This is a genomic window from Mycobacterium sp. PTI7 (assembly GCF_056679845.1).
In genome coordinates this window covers 540,931-563,860 of sequence record NZ_CM155252.1, presented here as the reverse complement: position 1 = coordinate 563,860, position 22,930 = coordinate 540,931, and the positions used below count along the sequence as shown (strand labels likewise).

Sequence of the window (22,930 nt, the reverse complement as noted above, 5' to 3'; positions counted from 1 at the left end):
ATCACCGGGCCTCGTAGAGGATTCCGCGGCCGATGGCCTCGCGCACCACCGGCAGCGCCGCGGTGGCCAGCGCCGCCGCATCCACGTCGTGGACGCCCGCCAGCAGGTCGATCAGCATGCCCAGCGGCACCTCGCCCCGGCAGCCGGCCAGCAGCGCACGGGACACCTCGTCGACGCCGAGGACCGCCGCGGGCCCGCCGGGACGGCGCACGGCCGCACCGATCGTCTGCCATCCGTCGGGGCCGGGGAGGAACTGCTCCTCGAGGAACACCGGTGCCGTGGACAACCGGGCAGCCAGCAGGTGGTCGTCGTCGGTGTCGTGCAGGTACTCGCGGCGGGCGAAGAACGCCTCGACCTCGGGGCCGGTGAGTGCCTCACCCGCGCCGGTGATCTCCTCGAGCACCTGGTCACTGTCGCGGGTCTCGCCGACCCGTGGCGCGCGGACCGTGATCATGCCCATCCCGACGCCCGCGATGTCCTCGGCGTCGAACCAGTCCAGCCACTGTCCGCCGCGGCGCGCGGCCTCCTCGGGCGGCTCCCCCGCGTCCGACGTCCACAGCGAGACGTAGCTGATCGGGTCGGCGAATTCACGCTGCACCACCCAGGCGTGCAGGCCGGTGCCAGCCAGCCACTCCTGAACGCGCAGCCGCCAGTCCTGTCCGTCGCGGACGATCCAGTTGGCCATGACCTGCGCGGTGCCGCCGGGCTCCAGGTGGTCACCCGCCTGTTCGATCAGGCTGCGGCACAACGCGTCTCCCGCCATACCGGAATCCCGGTACTGGTAGTCCAGCGCTCCGACGCCCACCACGAACGGCGGGTTCGACACGATCAGGTCGAAGCGCTCGCCGGCCACCGGCTCGAACATGCTGCCGTGGCGCAGATCCCACGACATGCCGTTGAGCCGCGCGGTGGCCGCGGCGACCCGCAACGCCCGCTCGTTGGTGTCGGTGGCGACGATCTCGTCGCAGTGCCCGTCGAGGTGCAGGGCCTGAATGCCGCAGCCGGTGCCGAGGTCCAGCGCCCGGCGCACCGGCGTGCGGACGACGGCGTGCGCCAGGGTCACCGACGCGCCACCGATGCCGAGGACGTGATCGTGGCGGACCGCGCCGGGCCGCACCGCGGCGTCCAGGTCGGACACCACCAAGAAGTCGCGGGCACCGCCGTGCGGCCGGACGTCGAGCGCGGCGCGCAGCGTGCCGGGGGCACTGGCCTCCACGACACCGCCGTGGAGGAGGGCGTCGACGCCCGCCGTCGGCATGGCGCTCTCGACGCGGTCGGTCGGCACGTCGGCGCCGAGCAGGAACAGGCGCACCAGCGTGGCGAGCCGCTGTCGGTCCGGCTCGGCGGACCCGGTGGCGCGCAACGCCGACCACCACAGGCCGCGGCTGAACGCCGCGTTGGCGTCGGCGCCGAGCAGGCCGGCGACCCCGTCGGTGGTGTAGTCCGCGCTCCGCAGGTCGGCGGCCAGGGCGTCGACGACGGCGGCCGAATCGAGCGGACCCGGCGCCGTCACAGCAGGGTGCCCTGCTGCGGCTGGGGCTCCGCCGGTTCGACGAGTTCGGGGCCGTTGTTGCGGACGCTGTTGACCAGGCGGGACACCTCCCGGATCTCGATGCGGTCGAGGTCGCCGTGCCCGCGCAGCAGCCCCTCGTCGACCGGCGCGTCGGGATCGAGCCAGCGGTCCCAGTCGGCCGCGCTGATGGTCAGCGGCATCCGGTCGTGGATCGGCGTCAGCGGGCCCGCGGAATCGGTCGTGATGATGGTGCAGCTGAGCAGCGGCGGACTGTCCTTCGGTGCGTCCTTCGGTCGCCACGTCGACCACAGCCCCGCCATGAACAGCGGCTCGCCGTCCCCGGCGTACATGAAGAACGGTGTCTTGGCCGCCTTCTTGCCGTCCGCGGCGTCCGGGTTGGGCTTCCACTCATACCAGCCGTCCATCGGCACCAGGCACCGCTTCGCCTTGGCCGACGACCGGAACGCGGGCGAGCTGGTGACGTTCTCCGAGCGCGCGTTGATGAGCAGCGGCCCCTTGGTGTCCGGGGTGCCGTCGGCGGTGGCCTTCGCCCACGGCGGGACCAGACCCCAGCGCATCGACCGGATCCGGCGGGTCGACTCGTCGTCCGGGTCGGTGTGCCGCTTGACCACGGTGCTGATGGTGGTCGTCGGGGCGACGTTGTAGTTGGGGCCGGTCAGATCCTTCGCCGCCGACGCCCCGGTGGTCTCGTCGATCGCCTTGATCTTCTCCGCGAGAAGCGCCGGATCGGTGGTCACCGCGAATCGCCCGCACATGCACTCCATGGTGGCAGAGAACGCGGACAGGGCAGGATGGTGGCCGTGACGAACTGGCCCGCACCGACGGCATCCGCTCCCGTTGCGGCGACCGTCACCGTGCCGGGGTCCAAGTCTCAGACCAACCGGGCACTGGTCCTCGCCGCACTCGCCACCGATCAGGGCACCTCGACCGTGTCGGGCGCCCTGCGCAGCCGTGACACCGACCTGATGATCGGCGCCCTGACCACCCTCGGCGTCACCGTCGACGGCGCGGGCACCGACCTGACCGTCAGCGGCCGCATCGACCCGGCACCCGGCGCCACCATCGACTGCGGACTGGCGGGCACGGTGCTCCGATTCGTGCCGCCGGTGGCCGCTCTCGGCGGCCGGTCGGTGACGTTCGACGGCGACGAGCAGGCCCGGTCGCGTCCCATCGCACCGCTGCTCGACGCGCTGCGCCAGATCGGGGTGGCCGTCGACGGCGACGGCCTGCCGTTCGACGTCAGCGGCGGCGGCTCGGTCGCGGGCGGCACGGTGGAGATCGACGCGTCGGCGTCATCGCAGTTCGTGTCCGGGCTGCTGCTGTCCGGTGCGACGTTCCGCGACGGCCTGACCGTGGTGCACACCGGCGAGGCGGTCCCGTCGGCGCCGCACGTCGCGATGACCGTGTCGATGTTGCGCTCGGCGGGCGTCGACGTCGACGACGAGCGCGGCAACCGCTGGCACGTCAGCCCGGGCCCGATCGCGGCGCGGGACTGGGCCATCGAACCGGACGTCTCCAACGCGGTGCCGTTCCTGGCGGCCGCGCTGGTGACCGGCGGCCGCGTGCGGATCACCGGGTGGCCCGCCCGGAGCGTGCAACCCGTCGCCGCGGTGATCGGCCTGCTCGAGACGATCGGCGCTCGCGTCACGCGCGGCGAGGCCCACCTCGAGGTGGCCGGGCCGGACGGCTTCGACGGCTTCGACGCCGATCTGCGCGAGATCGGTGAGCTGGCACCGTCGGTCGCGGCGATCGCCGCGCTGGCCCGCCCGGGCTCGACGTCGCGGCTGCGCGGCATCGCCCACCTGCGCGGGCACGAGACCGACCGGCTGGCCGCACTGACCGCCGAGATCAACCGCCTCGGCGGCCGCTGCGAGGAGACCGAGGACGGGCTGTCGATCGTCGCCGCGCCACTGCACGGCGGCGAGTGGCTGTCCTACGCCGACCACCGGATGGCGACCGCGGGCGCGATCATCGGCCTGCGCACCCCGGGCGTCGAGGTCCACGACATCGGCACGACGGCCAAGACCCTGCCCGACTTCCCCGGCATGTGGGCCGACATGCTGGGCGAGAGGTGACCGAAACACCTTGAGCGGACGGGAGTTGGACGAGTCGGACGTCCGGGTGCGCTCGGGCCGCGGTTCGCGGCCGCGCACCAAGACCCGGCCGCGGCACGCCGACGCCGAGCAGGCCATGGTGGTCACCGTCGACCGCGGCCGGTGGGGTTGCGCGCTGGGCGGTGACCCGGACCGCGTCGTCACCACGATGCGCGCCCGCGAACTGGGCCGCACCCCGATCGTCGTCGGCGACGAGGTCGAGATCGTCGGCGACCTGTCCGGCAAGCCCGACACGCTCGCCCGCATCGTGCGACGCGGTGACCGGCGAACGGTGTTGCGCCGCACCGCAGACGACACCGATCCCACCGAGCGGGTGGTGGTCGCCAACGCCGATCAACTGCTCGTCGTGGTGGCGCTGGCCGATCCCCCGCCGCGCACCGGTTTCGTCGAGCGGGCGCTGATCGCCGCGTACGCCGGCGGGCTGACGCCGATCCTCTGCCTGACCAAGACCGACCTCGCCCCGCCGGAGCCCTTCGCCGAGCAGTTCGCCGGACTGGACCTGACCGTCGTCGCGACGGGCCACGGCGGCGCGCTCGACGCCGTCGCCGACGTCCTGGCGGGCCGGGTCACCGTGCTGCTGGGGCACTCCGGCGTCGGCAAGTCGACGCTGGTGAACCGGCTGCTGCCCGATCAGCATCGCGCGGTCGGGGTGGTGTCGGGCGTCGGCAAGGGCAAGCACACGTCGACCCAGTCGGTGGCACTGCCGCTGGCGGGGTCCGGCTGGGTGATCGACACGCCCGGCGTCCGTTCGTTCGGCCTGGCGCACATCGCACCCGACGACGTCATGCTCGCGTTCTCCGACCTGGCCGAGACCATTCAGGACTGCCCGCGGGGATGCGGCCACCTGGGACCGCCGGCGGATCCGGAGTGCGCGCTGGACACGCTGACCGGCCCGGCGGCGGACCGCGTGCTCGCGACCCGGCGCCTGCTGACGGCGATGCGCGCGGGCTAGCGGCGTTCCTCCTGGCCAGGCGGGTCGACACCGTCACCGGCTGATCCGTTTGCACCGGCGTCGCACCGGGCACGCTGCGGCGGTGAGCACAGTACCTAGCATCAACCTCAACGACGGCGCCACCATCCCGCAGCTCGGATTCGGCGTCTACCAAATCGACCCCGACGAGACCGCCGGCGCGGTGAAGACCGCGCTCGACATCGGCTACCGGCACATCGACACCGCGCAGATGTACGGCAACGAGGCCGGCGTCGGACAGGGCATCCGCGATGCGGGCGTCGACCGCGCCGACGTCTTCATCACCAGCAAGCTGAACAACGGCTTCCACGAACCGGACAAGGCGCGCAAGTCCTTCGACGAGACGCTGTCGAAGCTGGGCTTCGACTACGTCGACCTGTTCCTGATCCACTGGCCGCTGCCCACCAAGTACGACGGCGACTTCGTGTCGACGTGGAAGGCGCTGGAGGGATTCAAGGCCGACGGCCGGGCCCGCAGCATCGGCGTCTCCAACTTCCAGGTGCCGCACCTCGAGCGGCTGGCCGCCGAGACCGACACGGTGCCCGCGGTCAACCAGATCGAGGTGCACCCGTACTTCGTCAACGCCGACGTCCGCGCCTACGGTGCGGCCCACGGCATCGTGACCGAGGCGTGGTCGCCGATCGCGCAGGGCAAGGTGCTCGACGATCAGGTGGTCGAGGGCATCGCGAAGGCCACCGGCAAGTCACCCGCGCAGGTGGTGCTGCGGTGGCACATCCAGCGCGGCGACGTCATCTTCCCGAAGTCGGTGACGCCGAAGCGCATTCAGGACAACTTCGAGATCTTCGACTTCGAGTTGAGCCCCGACGACGTCGACGCGCTGACCGAACTCGACAAGGGCGAGGACGGCCGCACCGGCCCCAACCCCGACACGTTCGACATGATCCCCGACTGACCGAAACCCCTCCAACGCCGAAACTGCGGGGAGATCGACGATTCGATACGAATCGCGATCTCCCCGCAGTTTCGCGTTGAGTCGTTCAGTCGTGCAGCGGGTCAGGCAGCGCGCAGGCTACGGGCCACCGCACGCTTGTCGCGACGGCGGGCACGGACTGCGGCGATCGAGGACTTGAGTCCGCGACGCTCGCTGGGGTCCAGTTCGTCGAACATCCGCTCGCTGCGCGTCTCGGGCGCATCGTCGCGGGTGTCGGTGAGGAACTTGTCCGGCAGCGACAGCTTGGCGATCGTGCGCCACGTCTTGCCGTACTGCACCAGGAAGTTTCCGGTGGTGTAGGGCAGGTCGTACTTGTCGCAGATCTCCCGCACGCGAATCGAGATCTCGTGCAGCCGGTTGCTGGGCAGGTCCGGGTACAGGTGATGCTCGATCTGGTTGCTCAGGTTGCCGCTCATGAAGCGCAGCGCAGGTCCGCCGTCGAAGTTGGCGCTACCCAGCATCTGACGCAGGTACCACTGACCCTTGGACTCGCCCACCATGTCGGTCTTGGTGAACTTCTCCGCGCCGTCCGGGAAGTGGCCGCAGAAGATCACGGCGTTGGCCCACACGTTGCGGATCACGTTGGCGATCGCGTTGGCCCTCACGGTCGACCAGAATCGCGCTCCGGGCGACAGCGAGGTCAGCGCGGGCCACAGCACGTAGTCCTTGGCGACCTGGTGGCCGGCCTTGACGCCGAACTCCTTGACGCGGTCGACGGTGTCCTGGCGGTCGTCGCGACCCATGAAGATCTTGCCGAGTTCCAGGTGCTGCAGTCCGACGCCCCACTCGAAGCCGATGGCCAGCAGGGTGTTGAAGAGCAGGTTGCCGTACAGGTTGAACGGCTTCCACTTGGCGTCGCGGGTCACGCGGATGACGCCGTAGCCCACGTCGTCGTCCATCCCGAGGATGTTCGTGTACTTGTGATGCATGAAGTTGTGGGTGAAGCGCCAGTGCTTCGACGCCCCGCTCATGTCCCACTCCCACGTCGAGGAGTGGATCTCGGGATCGTTCATCCAATCCCACTGGCCGTGCATGACGTTGTGGCCGATCTCCATGTTCTCGATGATCTTGGCCACGCCCAGCGTCGCGGTGCCTGCCCACCATGCGGAGCGGCGCGAGCCGGCGGTCAGCATGATGCGGCCCGCCACCTCCAGCGCGCGCTGAGCGGCGATCGTGCGGCGGATGTAGCGCGCGTCGCGCTCACCTCGGGAGTCCTCGATGTCCTGTCGGATTGCATCGAGTTCACGTCCAAGGTTCTCGATGTCCGCCTCGGTCAAGTGCGTGAATTCCGGTACGTCCGTAATAGCCATCGTCAGGCCTCCTTCCTCTACCTACGCTAGCGTAACCTACGATCCCGTAGGTTACCAGTCAGTAAACCTTAAACGTCGAGCGTACAGTCGCCCGACGCCGCCGAGATACAGGTCTGGATGCGGCTGCCCGGCTCGTGTTCGACGCCCGTGCGCAGGTCGCGCACGTAGCCGTCGACGAGGCCGACCACGCACGACTGGCAGATCCCCATCCGGCAGCCGAACGGCATCTGGATCCCGACGCTCTCACCGGCGTCCATCAGCGACGTGGCGGCGTCGACGCCGACCGTCTTGCCTGCCCGCTCGAAGGTCACGGTGCCGCCGGTGCCGTGTGCGGCCGCCTTCGACACCGCGAAGCGCTCGAGGTGCAACCGGTCGGCGGCGCCGGCCGCCTTCCACACCCGTTCGGCGTCGTCGAGCATGGCCTCGGGACCGCACGCCCAGGTCTGGCGCTCCCGCCAGTCGGGCACCAGGTCGGCCAGCCGGGACAGGTCGAGGCGGCCGTCGGTCCGCGTGGCGCGCAGCGTCAGCGAGTACCCCTCGTGGGCGTCGGACAGCGCGGCGAGTTCCCGGCCGAACATCGTGTCGGCCTCCGTCGGTGCGGAGTGCACGTGGACGACGTCGCCGATCTGATCGCGCCGGGCGAGCGTGCGCAGCATCGACATCACCGGGGTGATGCCGGAGCCGGCGGTCAGGAACAGCACCGAGGCCGGCGCGGGATCGGGCATCGTGAAGTTGCCCTGCGGCGCGGCCAGCCGGACGACGGTGCCGGGTGCGACGCCGCCGACGAGGTGCGTCGACAGGAAGCCCTCGGGCATCGCCTTGACGGTGATCGTGATGGTCCGCGGTCCGCGGCCGGTCCGGGTGGCCGCCCGCACCGGCGTCGACGTCAGCGAGTAGGAGCGCCAGCGCCACCGACCGTCGACCAGCACGCCGATGCCGACGTACTGGCCCGGTTCGTAGTCGAAGGAGAAGCCCCAGCCCGGCTTGATGACGAGCGTCGCGGAGTCGACGGTCTCGCGCCGGACCTCGACGATGCGGCCGCGCAGCTCGCGTGCCGACCACAGCGGGTTGGCCAGCTTGAGGTAGTCGTCGGGCAGCAGCGGCGTGGTGATCTTCCCGGCGATCGTGCGCAGCGCGTGCCAGCCCGGCCGCTCCTTGGCGCCCGCGATCTGCGGCTTGACGGTGTCGGCGACCTGGGCCGAGACCTTGATCGTGTTCTTGGCCACGAGAGGCTCCCGCTCGACTGTGGGGATGGTGCGACGAGCGCACCACGGAATCAACCTACGGTACCGTAACCTACGGTCGCGTAGCCAGTGCTGAGCGCGATGCCGCAGGTCAGAGCAGGTCGATCAGGAACGGCAGCTCCTGCGTCGCGTACCAGGCGAGGTCGTGGTCCTGGGCGTCGCCCACCGTCAGCTCGGCGTCCTCGTCACCCAGGTCCGCGTCGTCGATCACGTCCATCGCCGCGGCGACGGCGGCCTCGGCGGCGGCGTTGTCCACGTACGCGGCCACCACGTCCGCCATCGTGACCGGTCCCGCCAACCGCACCACCGCGTCGTCGAGGTCCGGCCGCAGCGTGACGTCCTCGACGTCGGCCACCAGGACCGCGCGACGGGTCGGCTGTCCCGTGTCCGGCCCCTCGGCGGCGAGCAGGCGCACCGACGCCATCGCGGCCTCGCGCAGCGCCACCTCGGCCAGTTCGTCGTCGTCGCCCTCGGCGTAGGACTCGCGCAGCGTCGGCGTCACCGCGAACGCCGTGCCGCTGCGTGCATGCAGCATCTGGTCGGCGACGAGTGCTCCGAGCATGGTCAGGGTCACCGGGATGTAGACGCGCACCCCGCGAGGGTAGCTGGCGTCGGGACCCGACCCTCGCGGTGCACGACGGGTTGGGGATTCGCCCTCCCCCGCGGATCGAGCGGCCTACTGTTCACCCGTACGACTCCGGTAGTTCAGTCCCCGCTACCTGGGCACATAGCGGAATCTCCGAGGAGAATCGCATGAATTCCACGCCCACCCTGCAGAAGGCACTGTCACAGCGCCAGCTGACGATGATCGCCATCGGCGGCGTGATCGGCGCCGGGCTCTTCGTCGGTTCCGGAGTCGTCATCGGCGACACCGGACCGGGCGCGTTCATCACCTATGCGCTGGCCGGCGTGCTGATCATCATGGTGATGCGCATGCTCGCCGAGATGGCGGTCGCCAATCCGTCGACCGGCTCGTTCGCCGACTACGCGCGCACCGCGCTGGGCAACTGGGCGGGGTTCTCGGTCGGCTGGCTGTACTGGTACTTCTGGGTCATCGTCGTCGGCTTCGAGGCGATCGCCGGGGCGAAGATCATCCAGTACTGGGTCGACGTGCCGCTGTGGATGTCGGCACTGATCCTCATGGTGCTGATGACGGCCACCAACCTCTTCTCGGTGTCGTCGTTCGGCGAGTTCGAGTTCTGGTTCGCAGGCATCAAGGTCGCCGCCATCGTCGCCTTCATCGGCCTCGGCGCGCTGTTCGTCCTGGGTCTCTGGCCCGACAAGGCGATGGACTTCTCCAACCTGACCGACCACGGCGGGTTCTTCCCCTTCGGCGCCATGGCGATCACCGTGGGGGTGGTGACCGTCATCTTCTCGATGGTGGGCGCCGAGATCGCCACCATCGCCGCGGCGGAGTCATCGGATCCGGAACGGGCGGTCGCCAAGGCGGCCAACTCGGTCATCGTCCGCATCGCGGTGTTCTTCGTCGGCTCCGCGTTCCTGCTGGTGACGATCCTGCCGTGGAACGACGACGCGGTGGCGGCGTCACCGTTCGTCGCCGCGTTCACCGAGATGGGGATCCCCTACGCCGACGACATCATGAACGCCGTCGTACTGACGGCGGTGCTGAGCTGCCTGAACTCCGGCATGTACACCGCGTCGCGCATGCTGTTCGTCCTCGCCGCGCGTCGCGAGGCACCGGCCCGCCTGGTCAACGTCACCCGGCGCGGCGTGCCCGCCGCCGCGATCCTGACGTCGTCGGTGATCGGCTTCCTGTGCGTCATCGCCGCAGCGGTCTCGCCCGACACGATCTTCGCGTTCCTGCTGAACTCCAGCGGCGCGATCATCCTGTTCGTCTACCTGCTCATCGCCATCTCCCAGATCGTGCTGCGCTTCCGCGCCGACGACTCGCAGCTCAAGGTGAAGATGTGGCTGTTCCCGGCGCTGTCGATCCTCACCGCCGTCGCGATCCTGGCGATCCTGGTGCAGATGGGCATCCAGGCCGACGTCCGGTCGCAGCTTCTGCTGAGCCTGCTGTCGTGGGCCGTCGTCATCCTGGTGTACCTGGCCAACCGCTGGTTCATCAACCGCAAGCCCGAGGCCGAGGGCGCCACCGCGACCGACGCCCCGCACCGGGTGCTCGTCCTGGCCAACCAGACCGTCGAGTCCCAGGAACTGCTCGACGAGCTGCGGCGCATCGACGCCGACAGGTCCGCCACATACTTCGTGGTGGTGCCCGCGAGCCCCATCGAGGCCGGCACCGCCGCGCGGGGCCCGCTGGACCTGCTCGAGGCCACCCGAAAGGTCGCCCAGGACCGGCTCGACAGCACGCTGCGCACGCTGCGGTCGGACGACCTCGAGGCGAACGGCGAGATCGGTGACGCGCGCCCGTTGCGCGCGCTGGCCGGTGCCGTGCACGACTTCCATCCCGACCAGATCGTGATCGCCACGCTGCCGCCGGAGGAATCCGTCTGGCAGCGCTTCGACGTCGTGGACCGCGCCCGCGCGGAGTACGACGTGCCGGTCACCCACGTCGTCGCCACGCCCGCGACCCGCTGAGGATCCGACCATGGCCATCATCGCCGGATTCAGTTCGAGCCGACAGGGCAGCGCCCCGCTGAACCTGGCCGCTCAAATCGCGCGCGGCACGGGCGAGAAGATCATCGCCACCGCCATCGTCGAACGGTCGCCCGCACGGCAGGACGACCCGGTCGAGAACGAATACCTGGGCTACGTGTCGCAGAGGGCGCGCACGTCACTGGAGCAGGTGGTCGCCCGACTCCCCGCCGGACTCGACGTCAGTGTCGTCGTGCACCACTCCACGTCGATCCCCACGGGGCTCATGGAACTGGTCGCCGCCCACGACGCCAACCTGGTGGTCGTGGGATCGTCGTCGTCGGGTCTCCTGGGCCGCGTCGGGCTGGGCAGCGTCACCGAGCGGCTCGTCCACACCGCCTCGGTGCCCGTGGCGATCGCCCCCCGCGGGTACGCGCCGGCCGAGGGTCCGATCCGCCGACTCACCGCCGCCTACGGCGACGAGGCGGACGTCAACGGTCTGATCCCCGCCGCCGCGGAACTCGCGAAGGAGTGGTCGGCGGCGCTGCGGATCACGTCGTTCACGGTGCGGCCGGTGCGGATGTTCGCCGGAACCATCGAGCGCACCGCCGAGGACCTCGTCGTGCAGCAGTGGTCGCGCCGGACCTTCGACGACATCGTCGCTCAGCTCGACGCCGTCCGCGAGCGGATCGCGGTCCCCGACGTCGACGTCGTCGTCGGCAGCGGCCACGACTGGCGAGAGGCCGTCGAGTCGGTCACCTGGCAGGAAGGTGACGTGCTGCTGCTCGGGTCGGGCGCGGCCGGACCGGTGGCACGGGTGTTCCTCGGCTCCGCCGCGTCGAAGATCCTCCGGCACGCCCCGGTGCCGGTCATGATCGTGCCGCGGCACCCCCCGGCGACGTAGCGTCGCGGCGGGCGATCAGCGCGCGGAGTCCAGCAGTTCGTCGAGCGATTCGCGGAGCAGGCCCGGCAGGACGTCGACGTCGCTCATCGCGTCGCGGTCGGCGTTGATGCCGAAGTACAGCATCCCGTTGTACGACGTCACCCCGACGGCCATCGTCTGATTCTGCAGCAGCGGCGGCACCGCGTAGGTCTCCAGCAGCTTGGTGCCCGCGACGTACATCTGCTTCTGCGCGCCCGGCACGTTGGTGATGAGCAGGTTGAACAGCCGCGCGGAGAAACTGGTCGCCACGCGAATTCCCATGGCGTGCAACGTCGGTGGCGCGAACCCCGACAGCGTGACGATGGTCCTCGCGTCGACCAGGCTCGCGGCGGTGGACGCCGACTCGGTGGCGTGCGCGATCTGGGACAGGCGCACGACGGCGTTGCCCTCCCCCACCGGCAGGTCCACCAGGAACGGCGACACCTCGCTGATCGCCTGCCCCGGCCCCGTCACGTCGAGTTCGGCGTCCGGGTACACCGACATGGGCGCCATCGCGCGGACCGTCGACGTGGAGGTGACGGGTTCGCCGCGCGACATCAGCCAGTTGCGCAGCGCGCCCGCGACCACCGCGAGCACGACGTCGTTGACGTCGCAGTCGTAGCGGGCACGTAGCTTGCGGTAGTCGTCGAGGTCGTGGCACGCCACCGTGATCCGGCGGTTGCGCGACACCGTGGTGTTGAGCGGACTGTTCGGCGCCGTCCCCCGCGCCACCGTGCGGGCCACGTCGGCCATCCGCCGCGCCACGTCGGCGAGCTGACCGGTGTTGGTGACCGCGTCGGTCAGCGTCGAGCGGACGGCGGCCAGCTGCGCGGTCGGGCGGGTGACCCACTCGCCGAGCGCACCGAGCAGCAACTGGGCGTCGCCGGGCTCGCGGCCGGGGATCCAGATGTCCTCGCCGAACTCCGGCGGCTTCTGCGTCCGGTCGGCGATGACGTGCCCGATCTCGAGCGCGGTCATGCCGTTGACCAGCGCCTGGTGGGACTTGGTGTAGATCGCGATGCGGTTCTTGGTCAGTCCCTCGACGAGGTACATCTCCCAGAGCGGTCGCGACTTGTCCAGGGGGCGCGAACCGAGCCGGGCGACCAGGTCGTGCAGCTGGGCGTCACTGCCCGGGGACGGCAGCGCGGACCGGCGGATGTGGTAGGTGATGTCGAACTCGCGGTCGTCCACCCACACCGGCCTGGCCAGGCCGAACGACACTTCGCGCACCTTCTGCCGGTAGCGCGGGATCTGCGGCAGCCGCTGCTCGACGGCGGCCAGCAGCGTCTCGTAGCTCAGCCCGTTGCGCGGCCTGCGCAGGATCGACAGCGTGCCGACGTACATGGGGGTCGACGTGTTCTCCAGGTGGTAGAACGACGCGTCGGCCGCCGACAACCTGGTCACCATGACGTCGCCACCCTTTTCCCCAACCCTGCACGGACCCCGTCACGGTAGCCGCCGAATCTTCGGGTCCGCATAACGGGTGCATGGAGGTGTCTCCGCACCGTGCGATCATGAATCGTCTGCACCTCTCCAGCAGGCGTCCGCACGTCGCACCCACCGCTGGAGAACGTCATGACCCGCACCGCGACCGACCGTCCGTCGCTCACCTCGCCCGTCGTCGACTACGAGCCGCCGCCCATCGGCGCGGCCGTCGCACCGTGTCCGCCGCCGGCGTCCGCCGCGCTGCACCGGCACACTCCCCGGCCGTTGACGCCGGCCGACCGGCCACTGCGCGAGCCACCCGTCCCCCGCGCCGCCGCGATCTTCGCCGACACGGCGCTGCGGCGCGTACTCGAGGTGATCGACCGGCGCCGACCCGTCCCGCAGCTACGAAACCTGGTGCGACCCGGCCTGATCGACGCGATTGCGGCGCTCACCCGGGCGCCGAACGCCGAGGGCGCCGCCGTGCTCAAGCGGGTACGCCTGCGCACGCTCGAGGCGTCCGCCGAGGAACCCGCCGCCGCGGAGGTGTTCGCCACCTACACCCGCGGCAAGCGGGTCCGCGCCATCGCCGCTCGGGTGGAGGTGGTCGGCGGCCGCTGGCAGCTGGTGGCACTACACGTCGGCTGACCGACGCGGGGTGCACGGCTCAGCCGCGACGCGCCTTCGGGCCGCCGCGGTTCTGCTTGCGCGCAGCCTCGCGACGCTCCTTGCGGGTGCCGTTGCCCGACCCCGCCGAGTGGCGTCCGCCGCCCTGGCGCTGCACCTCGGCCGACCCGTCCTCCGACGGGCCCACGTAGGTCATCGGCCGCGACGTGTCCTCGTCGATGCCCTTCACCTTCAGCGCGGGAGCCTCCTGCGGCGGCTCCTCGGTCGCGACGGCGCCGCCGCCGGACTGCTGCGCCTGCGCCGCGGCGTTGGCGGCGAACTGCGCCAGGCCTGCGGGTGCCGCCACCGGGGCGACCTGACTCGACGGCTCCTGGGCGGCCTGGACCTGCGCGTTGAACAGCAGACCCACCGACTCCTCCTTGAGGCCGTCGAGCATCGCCATGAACATGTCGTAGCCCTCGCGCTGGTACTCGACGAGCGGGTCGCGCTGGGCCATCGCGCGCAGCCCGATGCCCTCCTTGAGGTAGTCCATCTCGTAGAGGTGCTCGCGCCACTTGCGGTCGATCGTGGACAGCAGCACGCTGCGCTCCAGGTAGCGCATCGCGGTCTCGCCGCCGATCTCCTGCAGCGCCTTCTCACGCTCGTCGTACGCGCGCTTCGCGTCGGCCTGCAGCGCCTCGCGCAGTTCCTCGCGGGTCAGCTCGCCGGGCTCGCCGACGGCGTCGCCGTCGATGAGGTCGTGGTGGTCGATGCCGACCGGGTAGAGCAGCTTGAGGCCCTCCCACAGCTTCTCGAGGTCCCAGTCCTCGGAGTAGCCCTCCTCGGTGGCCCCGTCGACGTAGGCGTTGATGACGTCGACGAGCATCTTCTGCGCCTGCTCCTGGACGTTCTCGCCCTCGAGGAGCAGACGGCGCTCGGCGTAGACGACCTTGCGCTGCTGGTTCATCACCTCGTCGTACTTGAGCACCTGCTTGCGGATCTCGAAGTTCTGCTGCTCGACCTGGGTCTGCGCGCTCTTGATCGCGCGGGACACCATCTTGGCCTCGATGGGCACGTCGTCGGGCAGGTTGAGCCGGTTGAGCAGCGACTCGAGCGTCTCGCCGTTGAACCGGCGCATCAACTCGTCGCCCAGCGAGAGGTAGAAGCGGGACTCGCCCGGGTCGCCCTGACGACCGGACCGGCCGCGCAGCTGGTTGTCGATGCGTCGCGACTCGTGACGCTCGGTACCCAGCACGTAGAGGCCGCCGGCGGCGATGACCTCTTCGGCCTCCTTGCTGGACTCGTCCTTCACCTGTGCGACGACGTCGTCCCAGGCGGCTTCGTAGTCCTCGGGGGTCTCGATGGGGTCCAGGCCGCGGTCACGCAGGCGCTTGTCGGCGAGGAAGTCGACGTTGCCGCCGAGCACGATGTCGGTACCGCGGCCGGCCATGTTGGTGGCGACCGTGATCGCGGCGCGTCGGCCCGCCTCGGCGATGATGTTCGCCTCCTGCTCGTGGAACTTGGCGTTCAGCACGTTGTGCGGGATGCGGCGCTTGGTGAACTGCTTCGACAGGTACTCGGAGCGCTCGACGCTGGTGGTGCCGATCAGGACCGGCTGGCCCTTCTCGTAGCGCTCGCTGACGTCGTCGACGACGGCGATGTACTTCGCTTCCTCGGTCTTGTAGATGAGGTCGGACTGGTCGGTGCGGATCATCGGCCGGTTGGTGGGGATGCTCACCACGCCCAGGCCGTAGATCTCGTGCAGCTCGGCGGCCTCGGTCTGCGCGGTACCGGTCATGCCGGACAGCCGGTCGTAGAGCCGGAAGTAGTTCTGCAGCGTGATGGTGGCGAGCGTCTGGTTCTCGGCCTTGATCTCGACGTGCTCCTTGGCCTCGATCGCCTGGTGCATGCCCTCGTTGTAGCGGCGGCCCAGCAGCACGCGACCGGTGAACTCGTCGACGATCAGCACCTCGCCGTCGCGGACGATGTAGTCCTTGTCGCGCAGGAACAGTTCCTTGGCCTTGATGGCGTTGTTCAGGTAGCTGACCAGCGGCGAGTTGGCGGCCTCGTAGAGGTTGTCGATGCCGAGCTGGTCCTCGACGAGTTCGACGCCCGCCTCGTGCACGCCGATGGTGCGCTTGCGGATGTCGACCTCGTAGTGCTCGTCCTTCTTGAGCATCGGCGCGAGCCGCGCGAACTCGAGGTACCAGTTCGAGGCGCCGTCGGCGGGCCCGGAGATGATGAGCGGCGTACGGGCCTCGTCGATCAGGATCGAGTCGACCTCGTCGACGACGGCGAAGTTGTGGCCGCGCTGCACCATGTCCTCGGTGGCGTGCGCCATGTTGTCGCGCAGGTAGTCGAAGCCGAATTCGTTGTTGGTGCCGTAGGTGATGTCGGCGGCGTAGGCCGTGCGGCGCTCGTCGGGCGTCATCTGCGACAGGATCACGCCGACCTCGAGACCGAGGAAGCGGTGCACGCGGCCCATGGACTCGCGGTCGCGCTTGGCGAGGTAGTCGTTGACCGTGACGATGTGCACGCCCTTGCCGCTCAGCGCGTTGAGGTAGGCGGGCAGGACGCTGGTCAGGGTCTTGCCCTCACCGGTCTTCATCTCGGCGACGTTGCCGAAGTGCAGCGCGGCGCCACCCATGATCTGCACGTCGAAGGGCCGCTGGCCCAGCACTCGCCATGCGGCCTCGCGGGCCACGGCGAACGCCTCGGGCAGCAGGTCGTCCAGTTCCTCGCCGTCGGCCAGGCGCTTGCGGAACTCGTCGGTCTTGCCCCGCAGTTCGGCGTCGGAGAGCTTCTCCACGTCGTCGGCCAACGTGTTGACGTATTCGGCGACCTTCTTGAGGCGCTTGACCATGCGGCCTTCGCCGATTCGGAGCAACTTCGTCAGCACAGAACTATCCCCTGCGGGTTGATGGACCTTCAAGCGTCATCCATCGTAGGCGACTCGCCCGATGGTCCGGTGTCACCGCGCGCCGTGACGAAAGCCCCCCATCCGCGCGGATGGGGGGCTTTGCGCGTGGTCGGGGGCTCAGGACAGGCGGATGAGCCCGTAGTCGTAGGCGTGCCGCCGGTAGACGACGGTCGGCTTGTCGCTGTCGGAGTCGTGGAAGAGGAAGAAGTCGTGGCCGACCAGTTCCATCTCGTAGAGCGCGTCGTCGACGCTCATGGGATTGGCGGGGTGTTCCTTGGTGCGGACGATGTGGCCCGGCTCGTGCTCCTGCACAGCGGCCTCGCCGTCACCCGACGAGGGTTCGGACGGCAGGGGCGGGAGGAAGGCATCGGCTGCCACGGTCTTGGTCGCCTCGGCGACGGACACGGGCGTCTTCTCGCCGTAGTGGATCTTGCGTCGGTCCTTGCTGCGACGGAGGCGGTTCTCGAGTTTGCTTACGGCGGCCTCGAGCGCGGCGTAGAAACTGTCGGCGCACGCCTCGCCGCGGGCGACGGGCCCGCGACCGCGGGCGGTGATCTCCACGTGCTGGCAGTTCTTCTTCTGGCGGCGGTTGCGCTCGTGGTCGAGTTCGACGTCGAAGAGGTAGATGGTGCGGTCGAAGCGCTCGAGTCGAGCGAGCTTCTCCGAGACGTAGGTGCGGAAGTGGTCGGGAACTTCGACGTTGCGGCCCTTCACGACCACCTCGGCGCCGGGCGTGGGTGCGGGATGGTCGTCCTCGACGACCATCGTCGATGATGAGGCTTGTACGGAATTACTTGACATACTTGGCATCTCGTTTCTCTTCGCATCGCACGCTCTGACGCGTGCCGGCTAGTCGAAAAACGCACCGAGGGGTCGTGGAAATCTCCGCCCACCGGCGCAAGGTGTCGAGAACTCACCTCCTACCGCGATCAGGCGATGTGGCGTCGGTTCAGATCGGCGCCGCCGTGAGGCACTCACGGGTGGTTGGCACCGACGGTAGTCCGCGTTCACCTACTCGTGCCACAAAATTCGCATACGTGTTTCGACATCTTCACGTGGACTTGACGCAGCCGTGACGCCCCGGCTCGCGTCAGGCGTGGGCGAGCACCACGACCGCGACGACGTGGGCGCCCGCTGTTTGCAGAACCGCGACGGATTCGGTGACCGTCGCGCCGGTCGTCACGACGTCGTCGACCACCACCACGTCCCCGTCGACGGGGCGTCGCAGCCGCACCCGGCCGGCGACGTTGCGCTGCCGCGCATCGGCCGACAGCCCCACCGAATCGCGGGTGAAGGGGCGCATGCGCAGCGCCTCGACGACGGTCACGCCGGGGCGACCGGCCACCCGCGCGATCCTGGTCACCGGGTCGCCGCCGCGGCGGCGCGCCGCACTCGCCCTGGTCGGCGCGGGCACCACGGTGAGCGGCGCCGCGACGACACCCCACGCGAGCAGCCGGGTCAGCGCGGCCTCGAGGGCGGCGCCCAGCGGCGCGACCAGGTCGCCCCGGCCGCGCTCCTTGACCGCGACGATGGCCTGCCGCCGGGCGCCGGCGTAGCGGCCCAGGGAGAACACCGGCACGCCGGGGTCGAGCCGCGGGGTGACCAGGACCGGCTCCTCGGCCCGCGCGGCGATCAGCTCCGCGCACGCCTCGCACCACCGGGTGCCCGGGGCGCCGCAGCCGCCGCACTCCAGCGGCAGGACGAGATCGGCGAGCATGACCCCGAGTGTGTCGCAGGGGTCCGACGGCCGGCGGCCGGCGCTACAGGCCGAGGTCGCGCCCGATGAGTTCCTTCATGATCTCGTTCGAGCCCGCCCAGATCTTGGTCACGCGGGCGTCCTTCCAGGCCCGCGCGACCCGGTACTCGTTCATGTAGCCGTAGCCGCCGTGCAGCTGCACGCAGTGGTCGAGGATTTCGTTCTGCACCTGCGAACTCCACCACTTGGCCTTCGCCGCGTCGATGGCCGACAGCTCACCGTGCGTGTGCGCGACCACGCAGTTGTCGATGAACGCCTGCGCGACGTCCAGTTTGGTGACCAGTTCGGCGAGCAGGAACTTGTTCCACTGCAGCGAGCCGATCTGCTGACCGAAGGCCTTGCGCTCCTGGGCGTACTGCAGCGTGTCGTCGAGCGACCGGCGGGCGTGCGCCAGGTTCTGCACCGCACCGCTGATCCGCTCCTGCGGCAGCAGCTTCATCATGTGGATGAACCCGCCGTCGAGTTCGCCGATCATCCGCGACGACGGCACCCGCAGGTCCTCGAAGAACAGCTCCGCGGTGTCGGCCTCCGGCTGCCCCACCTTGTCGAGCTTGCGGCCGCGGCTGAAGCCCTCGTCGTCGGCCTCGACGGCGAACAGCGTGATGCCCCTGGCCTTCTTCTCCGGCGACGTCCGGGTGGCCACGACGACGAGGTCGGCCTGGGTCCCGTTGGTGATGAACGTCTTCGAGCCGTTGATCACGTAGTCGTCGCCGTCCCTGACGGCGGTGGTCTTCAGCGCCGCGAGGTCCGATCCGCCGGAGGGTTCGGTCATCGCGATCGCGGTGATCAGTTCCCCCGAGCAGAACTTGGGCAGCCACCGCTCGCGCTGCTCCTCGGTGGTGAGCGTGACCAGGTAGGGCGCGACGATGTCGAACTGGATGCTGAACGCCGACGCGACGGCCGCGCTGGAGTGCGCGAGTTCCTCGTTGAGGATCGCGTTGAAACGGTAGTCGTCGGCCCCGCTGCCGCCGTACTCCTCGGGCACCTCGAGGCCCAGGTAGCCGTTGCGGCCCGCCTCGAGCCAGCTGTCGCGATCGACGTAGCGCTGCTCGATCATCTTCTCCTCGGCGGGCTCGATCGTGCGGGTGACGAACCCGCGGACCGACTCGCGAAAGGCGTCGTGATCCTCTTCGAACAGGGTGCGCTTCATGACCTGACTCCTCGCCGACTCGTGCTTCCGACACCCAATCTACTGACGAGTAGGTTCGTGCTCACCGACCGACTCCAGCGACGGCGTGGTGTGGCACGCTGACGGACGTGTCCGACGCACCCCTTTCGGTCGAGCGTTCCGACGACGGCTCCGGCGTCGCGGTCCTCACCTTCCACCACGGTCCCCTGAACCTCTTCGACCAGTCGATGTTCGACGCGCTGATCGCACACGTCGCGGAGTTGGCGGCCGACCCGCCGCGGGCGCTGCTGCTGCGCGCCGAGGGCAAGGTCAACTCCGCGGGCGTCGACGTCCACGTGTTCCAGGGGCTGACCGCCCAGCAGGGCGCCGACCTGTGGCGTGATCTGTTCGCCGGCATCATCGACCCGATCGAGGCACTGCCCTGCCCGGTGGTGTTCGCAGCCCACGGGCTCACCTTGACCGCAGCGTTCGAGATCGCGCTGGCCTGCGACATCATCCTGGCCGGCCCGCGGGCCAAGTTCGGTCTGGTCGAGACGGTCGTGGGGCTGACGCCGTCGATGGGCGGCCCGCAGCGCCTCGCCGAGCGAGCGGGCTCGGGCCGGGCGCGCGAACTCGTCATGACCGGCGATCTGTACGACGCGGCGACGCTGGCGGACTGGGGCGTGGTGAACGCCGTCCACGACGACGTCGACGCCGCGGCCCGCGCACTGGTGACGCGCCTGGCCGCCGGACCCACCAGGGCGCACGCCGCGACCAAGGAGATCATCGCGGCGTGGCGGTCCGGCGGGGTGCGGCATGCCGACACGGTCACCGCCGACGTCTCGGGCGCCTTGTTCGAGACCGACGACCTGCGCCGTGCCGTGGTCAGCTTCCTCGAGGTGGGCCCCGGGAAGGCCACCTACACCGGTACCTGAGCGTCTTACAGTGGGTGACCCGATCACCAGGAGGCACTGTGACTGACCCTCGGACCGCGCTCGTCATCGGCGGCGCATCGGGCATCGGGTGGGCCTCGGCGCGAGCGCTCGCGGCCGACGGCTACCGGATCGTGCTCGCCGACCTCGACCGCGACGGCGCCGCCGCGCGTGCCGAGGAACTGGGCACCCCGCACGAGTCCGCGGCGGTCGACGTCACCGACGAGGAGTCGGTGGTCGCGGTGTTCGAGGCGGCCGGCCCGCTCGACGTCGTCGTCACCACGGCCGGCTTCAGCAACCTGAGCCCGATCGTCGACATGCCGGTGGACCAGTTCCGCGCGGTGGTGGACGTGTGCCTGACGGGATCGCTGATCGTCGCCAAGTACGCCGGGCGGCACCTGCGCGACGGCGGTGCGCTCCTGTGGATCTCGTCGCTCAACGGTCGCCAGCCCGCCGCGGGCATGAGCGCCTACTGCTCGGCGAAGGCCGGCCTGTCGATGCTGACCCAGGTGGCCGCGATGGAACTGGCCGCACGCGGCATCCGCGTCAACGCGGTGGCCCCGGGCTTCGTCCACACCCCGCTCACCGAGGGTGCGGCCCTCGTACCCGGCGTCGTCGACGACTACGTCGAGAACACCGCACTGGGCCGGGCCGGCACCCCCGAGGACATCGCCGACGCCGTGTCGTTCCTGGTGTCCGACAAGGCGTCCTGGATCACCGGCGAGGTGCTCGACATCAACGGCGGCGCCCACATGAAGCGCTACCCCGATCTGGTGGGCCACGTGAACCGCCTGATGGGCGCGTGAGCCTCGCCGCGGTCGGGCCGAGTCAGCCGGGCAGGACCGGCATCGCGCCCGCCACCATCAGCGGCCGCACCTCGGCCCACACCGGGTCGCCCTCGGCGGCGGCGCCCGACAGCTGCAGCACGCCACGCTGATCCGAGACGTAGACCGTCGACGGGTTGGCCGCCACCGTCGACACCGGGGCCAGCAGGTTGCGGCTCGGGCCGTCGGAGTTGACGCCGTCGAGGTTGACGTAGGACACCGGATGTTGGGTGTCGGTGCGCGACACCACGATGTCGTCGCCGGTGCGCCAGGCCAGTGACACGGCGGTGTCACCGAGGCCGAAGCCGATGCGGCGCGGATAGGTCAGCGCGTACTGCCCACCCTGGGTCTGGTCGACGCTCGCGAGGATCACCCTGCCCTCGATCACCATCGCCGCGCGGGTGCCGTCCCGGGACAGCTGCAGATCGGCGATCGGGCCGGGGAAGCGTGCCGCCACCGCCGCGGTGTCGACGGGGATGCGTGCGGGCTGCCCCGACGCCGCCTCCTGGATGACCCGCACCACGTTGTTGCCGTCGACCACGACCCAGATCGCGTCGTCGAGCGACCAGCTGGGCCGGGTCAGGGTGCGCCCGTCGATCGCCTGCGAGGCCTCCGCGCCGAGCGGCCCCACCCACAGCGAGGACGCCATGTCCGGCGCGCCGGGACGTAGCGTGACGATCGACGCGACCTCCTGGCCGCTGCGCGACAACGCCGCCGACGTCTGCCCGGGCATCTGCCCGAACGCACCGGACACCCGCGGCGCACGCTGCCCGTCGAGTGACACCAGGGAACCGCCCACCAGCGCGTGCAGGCCGGCCGCGGCGCCCGGATCGGCGCCCGGGTCGGTGGCCGCCACGTCGGAGGTGCTCCACCCGTCGGCGAAGCGGTCGTCGAGTGCGGCGCCATCGGCGTTGATCACGTAGGGGCCGTTGACCCCCGCCCGCGACAGCGTCCAGATGATCTGTGCCGCAAGCAGGGTGCGGCTGTGCGGATCGGTGGTCGACAGGTTCTCCAGGTCGACGCGCGCACCGCCGTAGCCGCGGCCCACGCCGGTCTTGCCGCCGTCGGCGCGCGTCACCGGGTTGCGCAGCCGCAGCGGCGGGCCCAGCAGGTTGCGGACGGTGTTCGCCATCTCCGGACGCGGCCCGGACACCAGCTTGGTGACGAGTTCGGTGGCCAGCAGGTCGGGATCGGACACCGCCACGTAGCGCGGGTCGGGCACGACGGTCTTGCCGGTCGGGTCGACGAAGTAGAGGGTGTTGCGCTTGTAGGTGGCCTGGAACTGCTGCCAGTCCAGGAACACCCCGTTGGGCAGCTTGTCGATGCGCCAGCCGCCGGGCGTCTTGACCAGTTCGATGGGGCCGGGATCGGGCAGAGCCCCCTCACCGGTCTCGAAGACGCCCATGTCCGACAGCGAGCCGAGGATGTCGGCCTTCATCGTCACCGTCACCCGTTCGGGCCCGCGCGTCTCGACGAACACCACGCGGTCGATCAGCAGCGCGCTGCCCGCGTCGTCCCACGAACCGGACGCGGACTCGGTGAGGAACTGCCGGGCGGCCAGGTGGCGATTCGCCGGATCGGCGGTCGCCTTGAGGAATTCACGCAGCAGGATGTCGGGATCCATGCCGGGGGTGGGCGTCGGCAGGCTCGGCGGAGCGGGGCGGTCGACGGTGCCGATCGCTTGCGGCGCAGACGAACTCGGCACCCCGGCACACCCGGCGAGCGTGGCGGCGAGCACCAGCGCCGCCAGCAGCGCG

Annotated in this window: 19 protein-coding genes; 8 read left to right on the top strand and 11 right to left on the bottom strand. The window is 70.2% G+C overall.

Annotated elements, in window-relative coordinates; all coding sequences use genetic code 11:
- Nucleotide 1 precedes the first annotated feature (1 nt).
- Both AC1MEY_RS02685 and AC1MEY_RS02680 read right to left on the bottom strand, forming a co-directional pair.
- Complete coding sequence (locus AC1MEY_RS02685; RefSeq protein ID WP_480229203.1) at nt 2-1,513, bottom strand: DUF7782 domain-containing protein; 1,512 nt, start codon at nt 1,511-1,513, stop codon at nt 2-4.
- Complete coding sequence (locus AC1MEY_RS02680; protein WP_480229202.1) at nt 1,510-2,289, bottom strand: SOS response-associated peptidase; 780 nt, start codon at nt 2,287-2,289, stop codon at nt 1,510-1,512. Before AC1MEY_RS02680 ends, AC1MEY_RS02685 begins: the two co-directional genes overlap by 4 nt.
- A gap of 36 nt (nt 2,290-2,325) precedes the next feature.
- On the opposite strand from AC1MEY_RS02680, the gene aroA reads away from it, so the two are divergent.
- The 3 genes from aroA to AC1MEY_RS02665 all read left to right on the top strand — a co-directional run bounded on the left by aroA (nt 2,326) and on the right by AC1MEY_RS02665 (nt 5,531).
- Nucleotides 2,326-3,609, top strand: a complete 1,284-nt coding sequence (gene aroA, locus AC1MEY_RS02675) for a 3-phosphoshikimate 1-carboxyvinyltransferase (protein ID WP_480229201.1) — start codon at nt 2,326-2,328, stop codon at nt 3,607-3,609.
- A gap of 10 nt (nt 3,610-3,619) precedes the next feature.
- Complete coding sequence (gene rsgA, locus AC1MEY_RS02670) at nt 3,620-4,600, top strand: ribosome small subunit-dependent GTPase A (RefSeq protein WP_480229200.1); 981 nt, start codon at nt 3,620-3,622, stop codon at nt 4,598-4,600.
- A gap of 82 nt (nt 4,601-4,682) precedes the next feature.
- The gene (locus tag AC1MEY_RS02665) at nt 4,683-5,531 is read left to right on the top strand and encodes an aldo/keto reductase (RefSeq protein ID WP_480229199.1); all 849 of its coding nucleotides are present in this window, start codon (nt 4,683-4,685) and stop codon (nt 5,529-5,531) included.
- 101 nt (nt 5,532-5,632) lie between these two features.
- On the opposite strand, the gene AC1MEY_RS02660 is transcribed toward AC1MEY_RS02665, so the two are convergent.
- The 3 genes from AC1MEY_RS02660 to AC1MEY_RS02650 form a co-directional block, all read right to left on the bottom strand.
- Nucleotides 5,633-6,880, bottom strand: a complete 1,248-nt coding sequence (locus AC1MEY_RS02660) for a fatty acid desaturase family protein (protein WP_480229198.1) — start codon at nt 6,878-6,880, stop codon at nt 5,633-5,635.
- A gap of 68 nt (nt 6,881-6,948) precedes the next feature.
- On the bottom strand, nt 6,949-8,106 hold the full coding sequence (locus AC1MEY_RS02655; RefSeq protein ID WP_480229197.1) for a ferredoxin reductase: 1,158 nt from the start codon (nt 8,104-8,106) through the stop codon (nt 6,949-6,951).
- Between the two features lie 109 nt (nt 8,107-8,215).
- Nucleotides 8,216-8,686, bottom strand: a complete 471-nt coding sequence (locus AC1MEY_RS02650) for a DUF6912 family protein (protein ID WP_480231270.1) — start codon at nt 8,684-8,686, stop codon at nt 8,216-8,218.
- 191 nt (nt 8,687-8,877) lie between these two features.
- Here AC1MEY_RS02650 and AC1MEY_RS02645 point away from each other — a divergent pair, with 191 nt between their 5' ends.
- A complete protein-coding gene (locus AC1MEY_RS02645; protein WP_480229196.1) occupies nt 8,878-10,683 on the top strand; it encodes an amino acid permease in 1,806 nt (601 codons plus the stop codon).
- Nucleotides 10,684-10,693: 10 nt separating this feature from the next.
- Nucleotides 10,694-11,584: a universal stress protein gene (locus AC1MEY_RS02640; protein ID WP_480229195.1), complete on the top strand. Its 891-nt coding sequence runs from the start codon at nt 10,694-10,696 to the stop codon at nt 11,582-11,584.
- A 15-nt stretch (nt 11,585-11,599) separates the two neighbouring features.
- Here the strand turns inward: AC1MEY_RS02640 and AC1MEY_RS02635 are convergent, their stop codons facing one another.
- A complete protein-coding gene (locus AC1MEY_RS02635; protein ID WP_480229194.1) occupies nt 11,600-13,009 on the bottom strand; it encodes a WS/DGAT/MGAT family O-acyltransferase in 1,410 nt (469 codons plus the stop codon).
- 168 nt (nt 13,010-13,177) lie between these two features.
- On the opposite strand from AC1MEY_RS02635, the gene AC1MEY_RS02630 reads away from it, so the two are divergent.
- Nucleotides 13,178-13,675, top strand: a complete 498-nt coding sequence (locus AC1MEY_RS02630; RefSeq protein ID WP_480229193.1) for an Rv3235 family protein — start codon at nt 13,178-13,180, stop codon at nt 13,673-13,675.
- A 19-nt stretch (nt 13,676-13,694) separates the two neighbouring features.
- Here AC1MEY_RS02630 and secA read toward each other — a convergent pair whose 3' ends face one another.
- The 4 genes from secA to AC1MEY_RS02610 form a co-directional block, all read right to left on the bottom strand.
- Nucleotides 13,695-16,532 (bottom strand): preprotein translocase subunit SecA, encoded by a 2,838-nt coding sequence (gene secA / locus AC1MEY_RS02625; RefSeq protein ID WP_480229192.1) that lies wholly within the window; start codon nt 16,530-16,532, stop codon nt 13,695-13,697.
- Between the two features lie 138 nt (nt 16,533-16,670).
- The gene (hpf, locus tag AC1MEY_RS02620) at nt 16,671-17,318 is read right to left on the bottom strand and encodes a ribosome hibernation-promoting factor, HPF/YfiA family (RefSeq protein WP_480229191.1); all 648 of its coding nucleotides are present in this window, start codon (nt 17,316-17,318) and stop codon (nt 16,671-16,673) included.
- A 325-nt stretch (nt 17,319-17,643) separates the two neighbouring features.
- On the bottom strand, nt 17,644-18,270 hold the full coding sequence (locus AC1MEY_RS02615) for a ComF family protein (RefSeq protein WP_480229190.1): 627 nt from the start codon (nt 18,268-18,270) through the stop codon (nt 17,644-17,646).
- A gap of 43 nt (nt 18,271-18,313) precedes the next feature.
- On the bottom strand, nt 18,314-19,459 hold the full coding sequence (locus AC1MEY_RS02610; protein WP_480229189.1) for an acyl-CoA dehydrogenase family protein: 1,146 nt from the start codon (nt 19,457-19,459) through the stop codon (nt 18,314-18,316).
- A 98-nt stretch (nt 19,460-19,557) separates the two neighbouring features.
- Here AC1MEY_RS02610 and AC1MEY_RS02605 point away from each other — a divergent pair, with 98 nt between their 5' ends.
- Both AC1MEY_RS02605 and AC1MEY_RS02600 read left to right on the top strand, forming a co-directional pair.
- A complete protein-coding gene (locus tag AC1MEY_RS02605; protein ID WP_480231269.1) occupies nt 19,558-20,352 on the top strand; it encodes an enoyl-CoA hydratase/isomerase family protein in 795 nt (264 codons plus the stop codon).
- A gap of 38 nt (nt 20,353-20,390) precedes the next feature.
- Complete coding sequence (locus AC1MEY_RS02600; protein WP_480229188.1) at nt 20,391-21,155, top strand: SDR family NAD(P)-dependent oxidoreductase; 765 nt, start codon at nt 20,391-20,393, stop codon at nt 21,153-21,155.
- Between the two features lie 22 nt (nt 21,156-21,177).
- Here the strand turns inward: AC1MEY_RS02600 and lpqB are convergent, their stop codons facing one another.
- A complete protein-coding gene (gene lpqB, locus AC1MEY_RS02595) occupies nt 21,178-22,926 on the bottom strand; it encodes an MtrAB system accessory lipoprotein LpqB (protein WP_480231268.1) in 1,749 nt (582 codons plus the stop codon).
- Nucleotides 22,927-22,930: the final 4 nt, after the last annotated feature.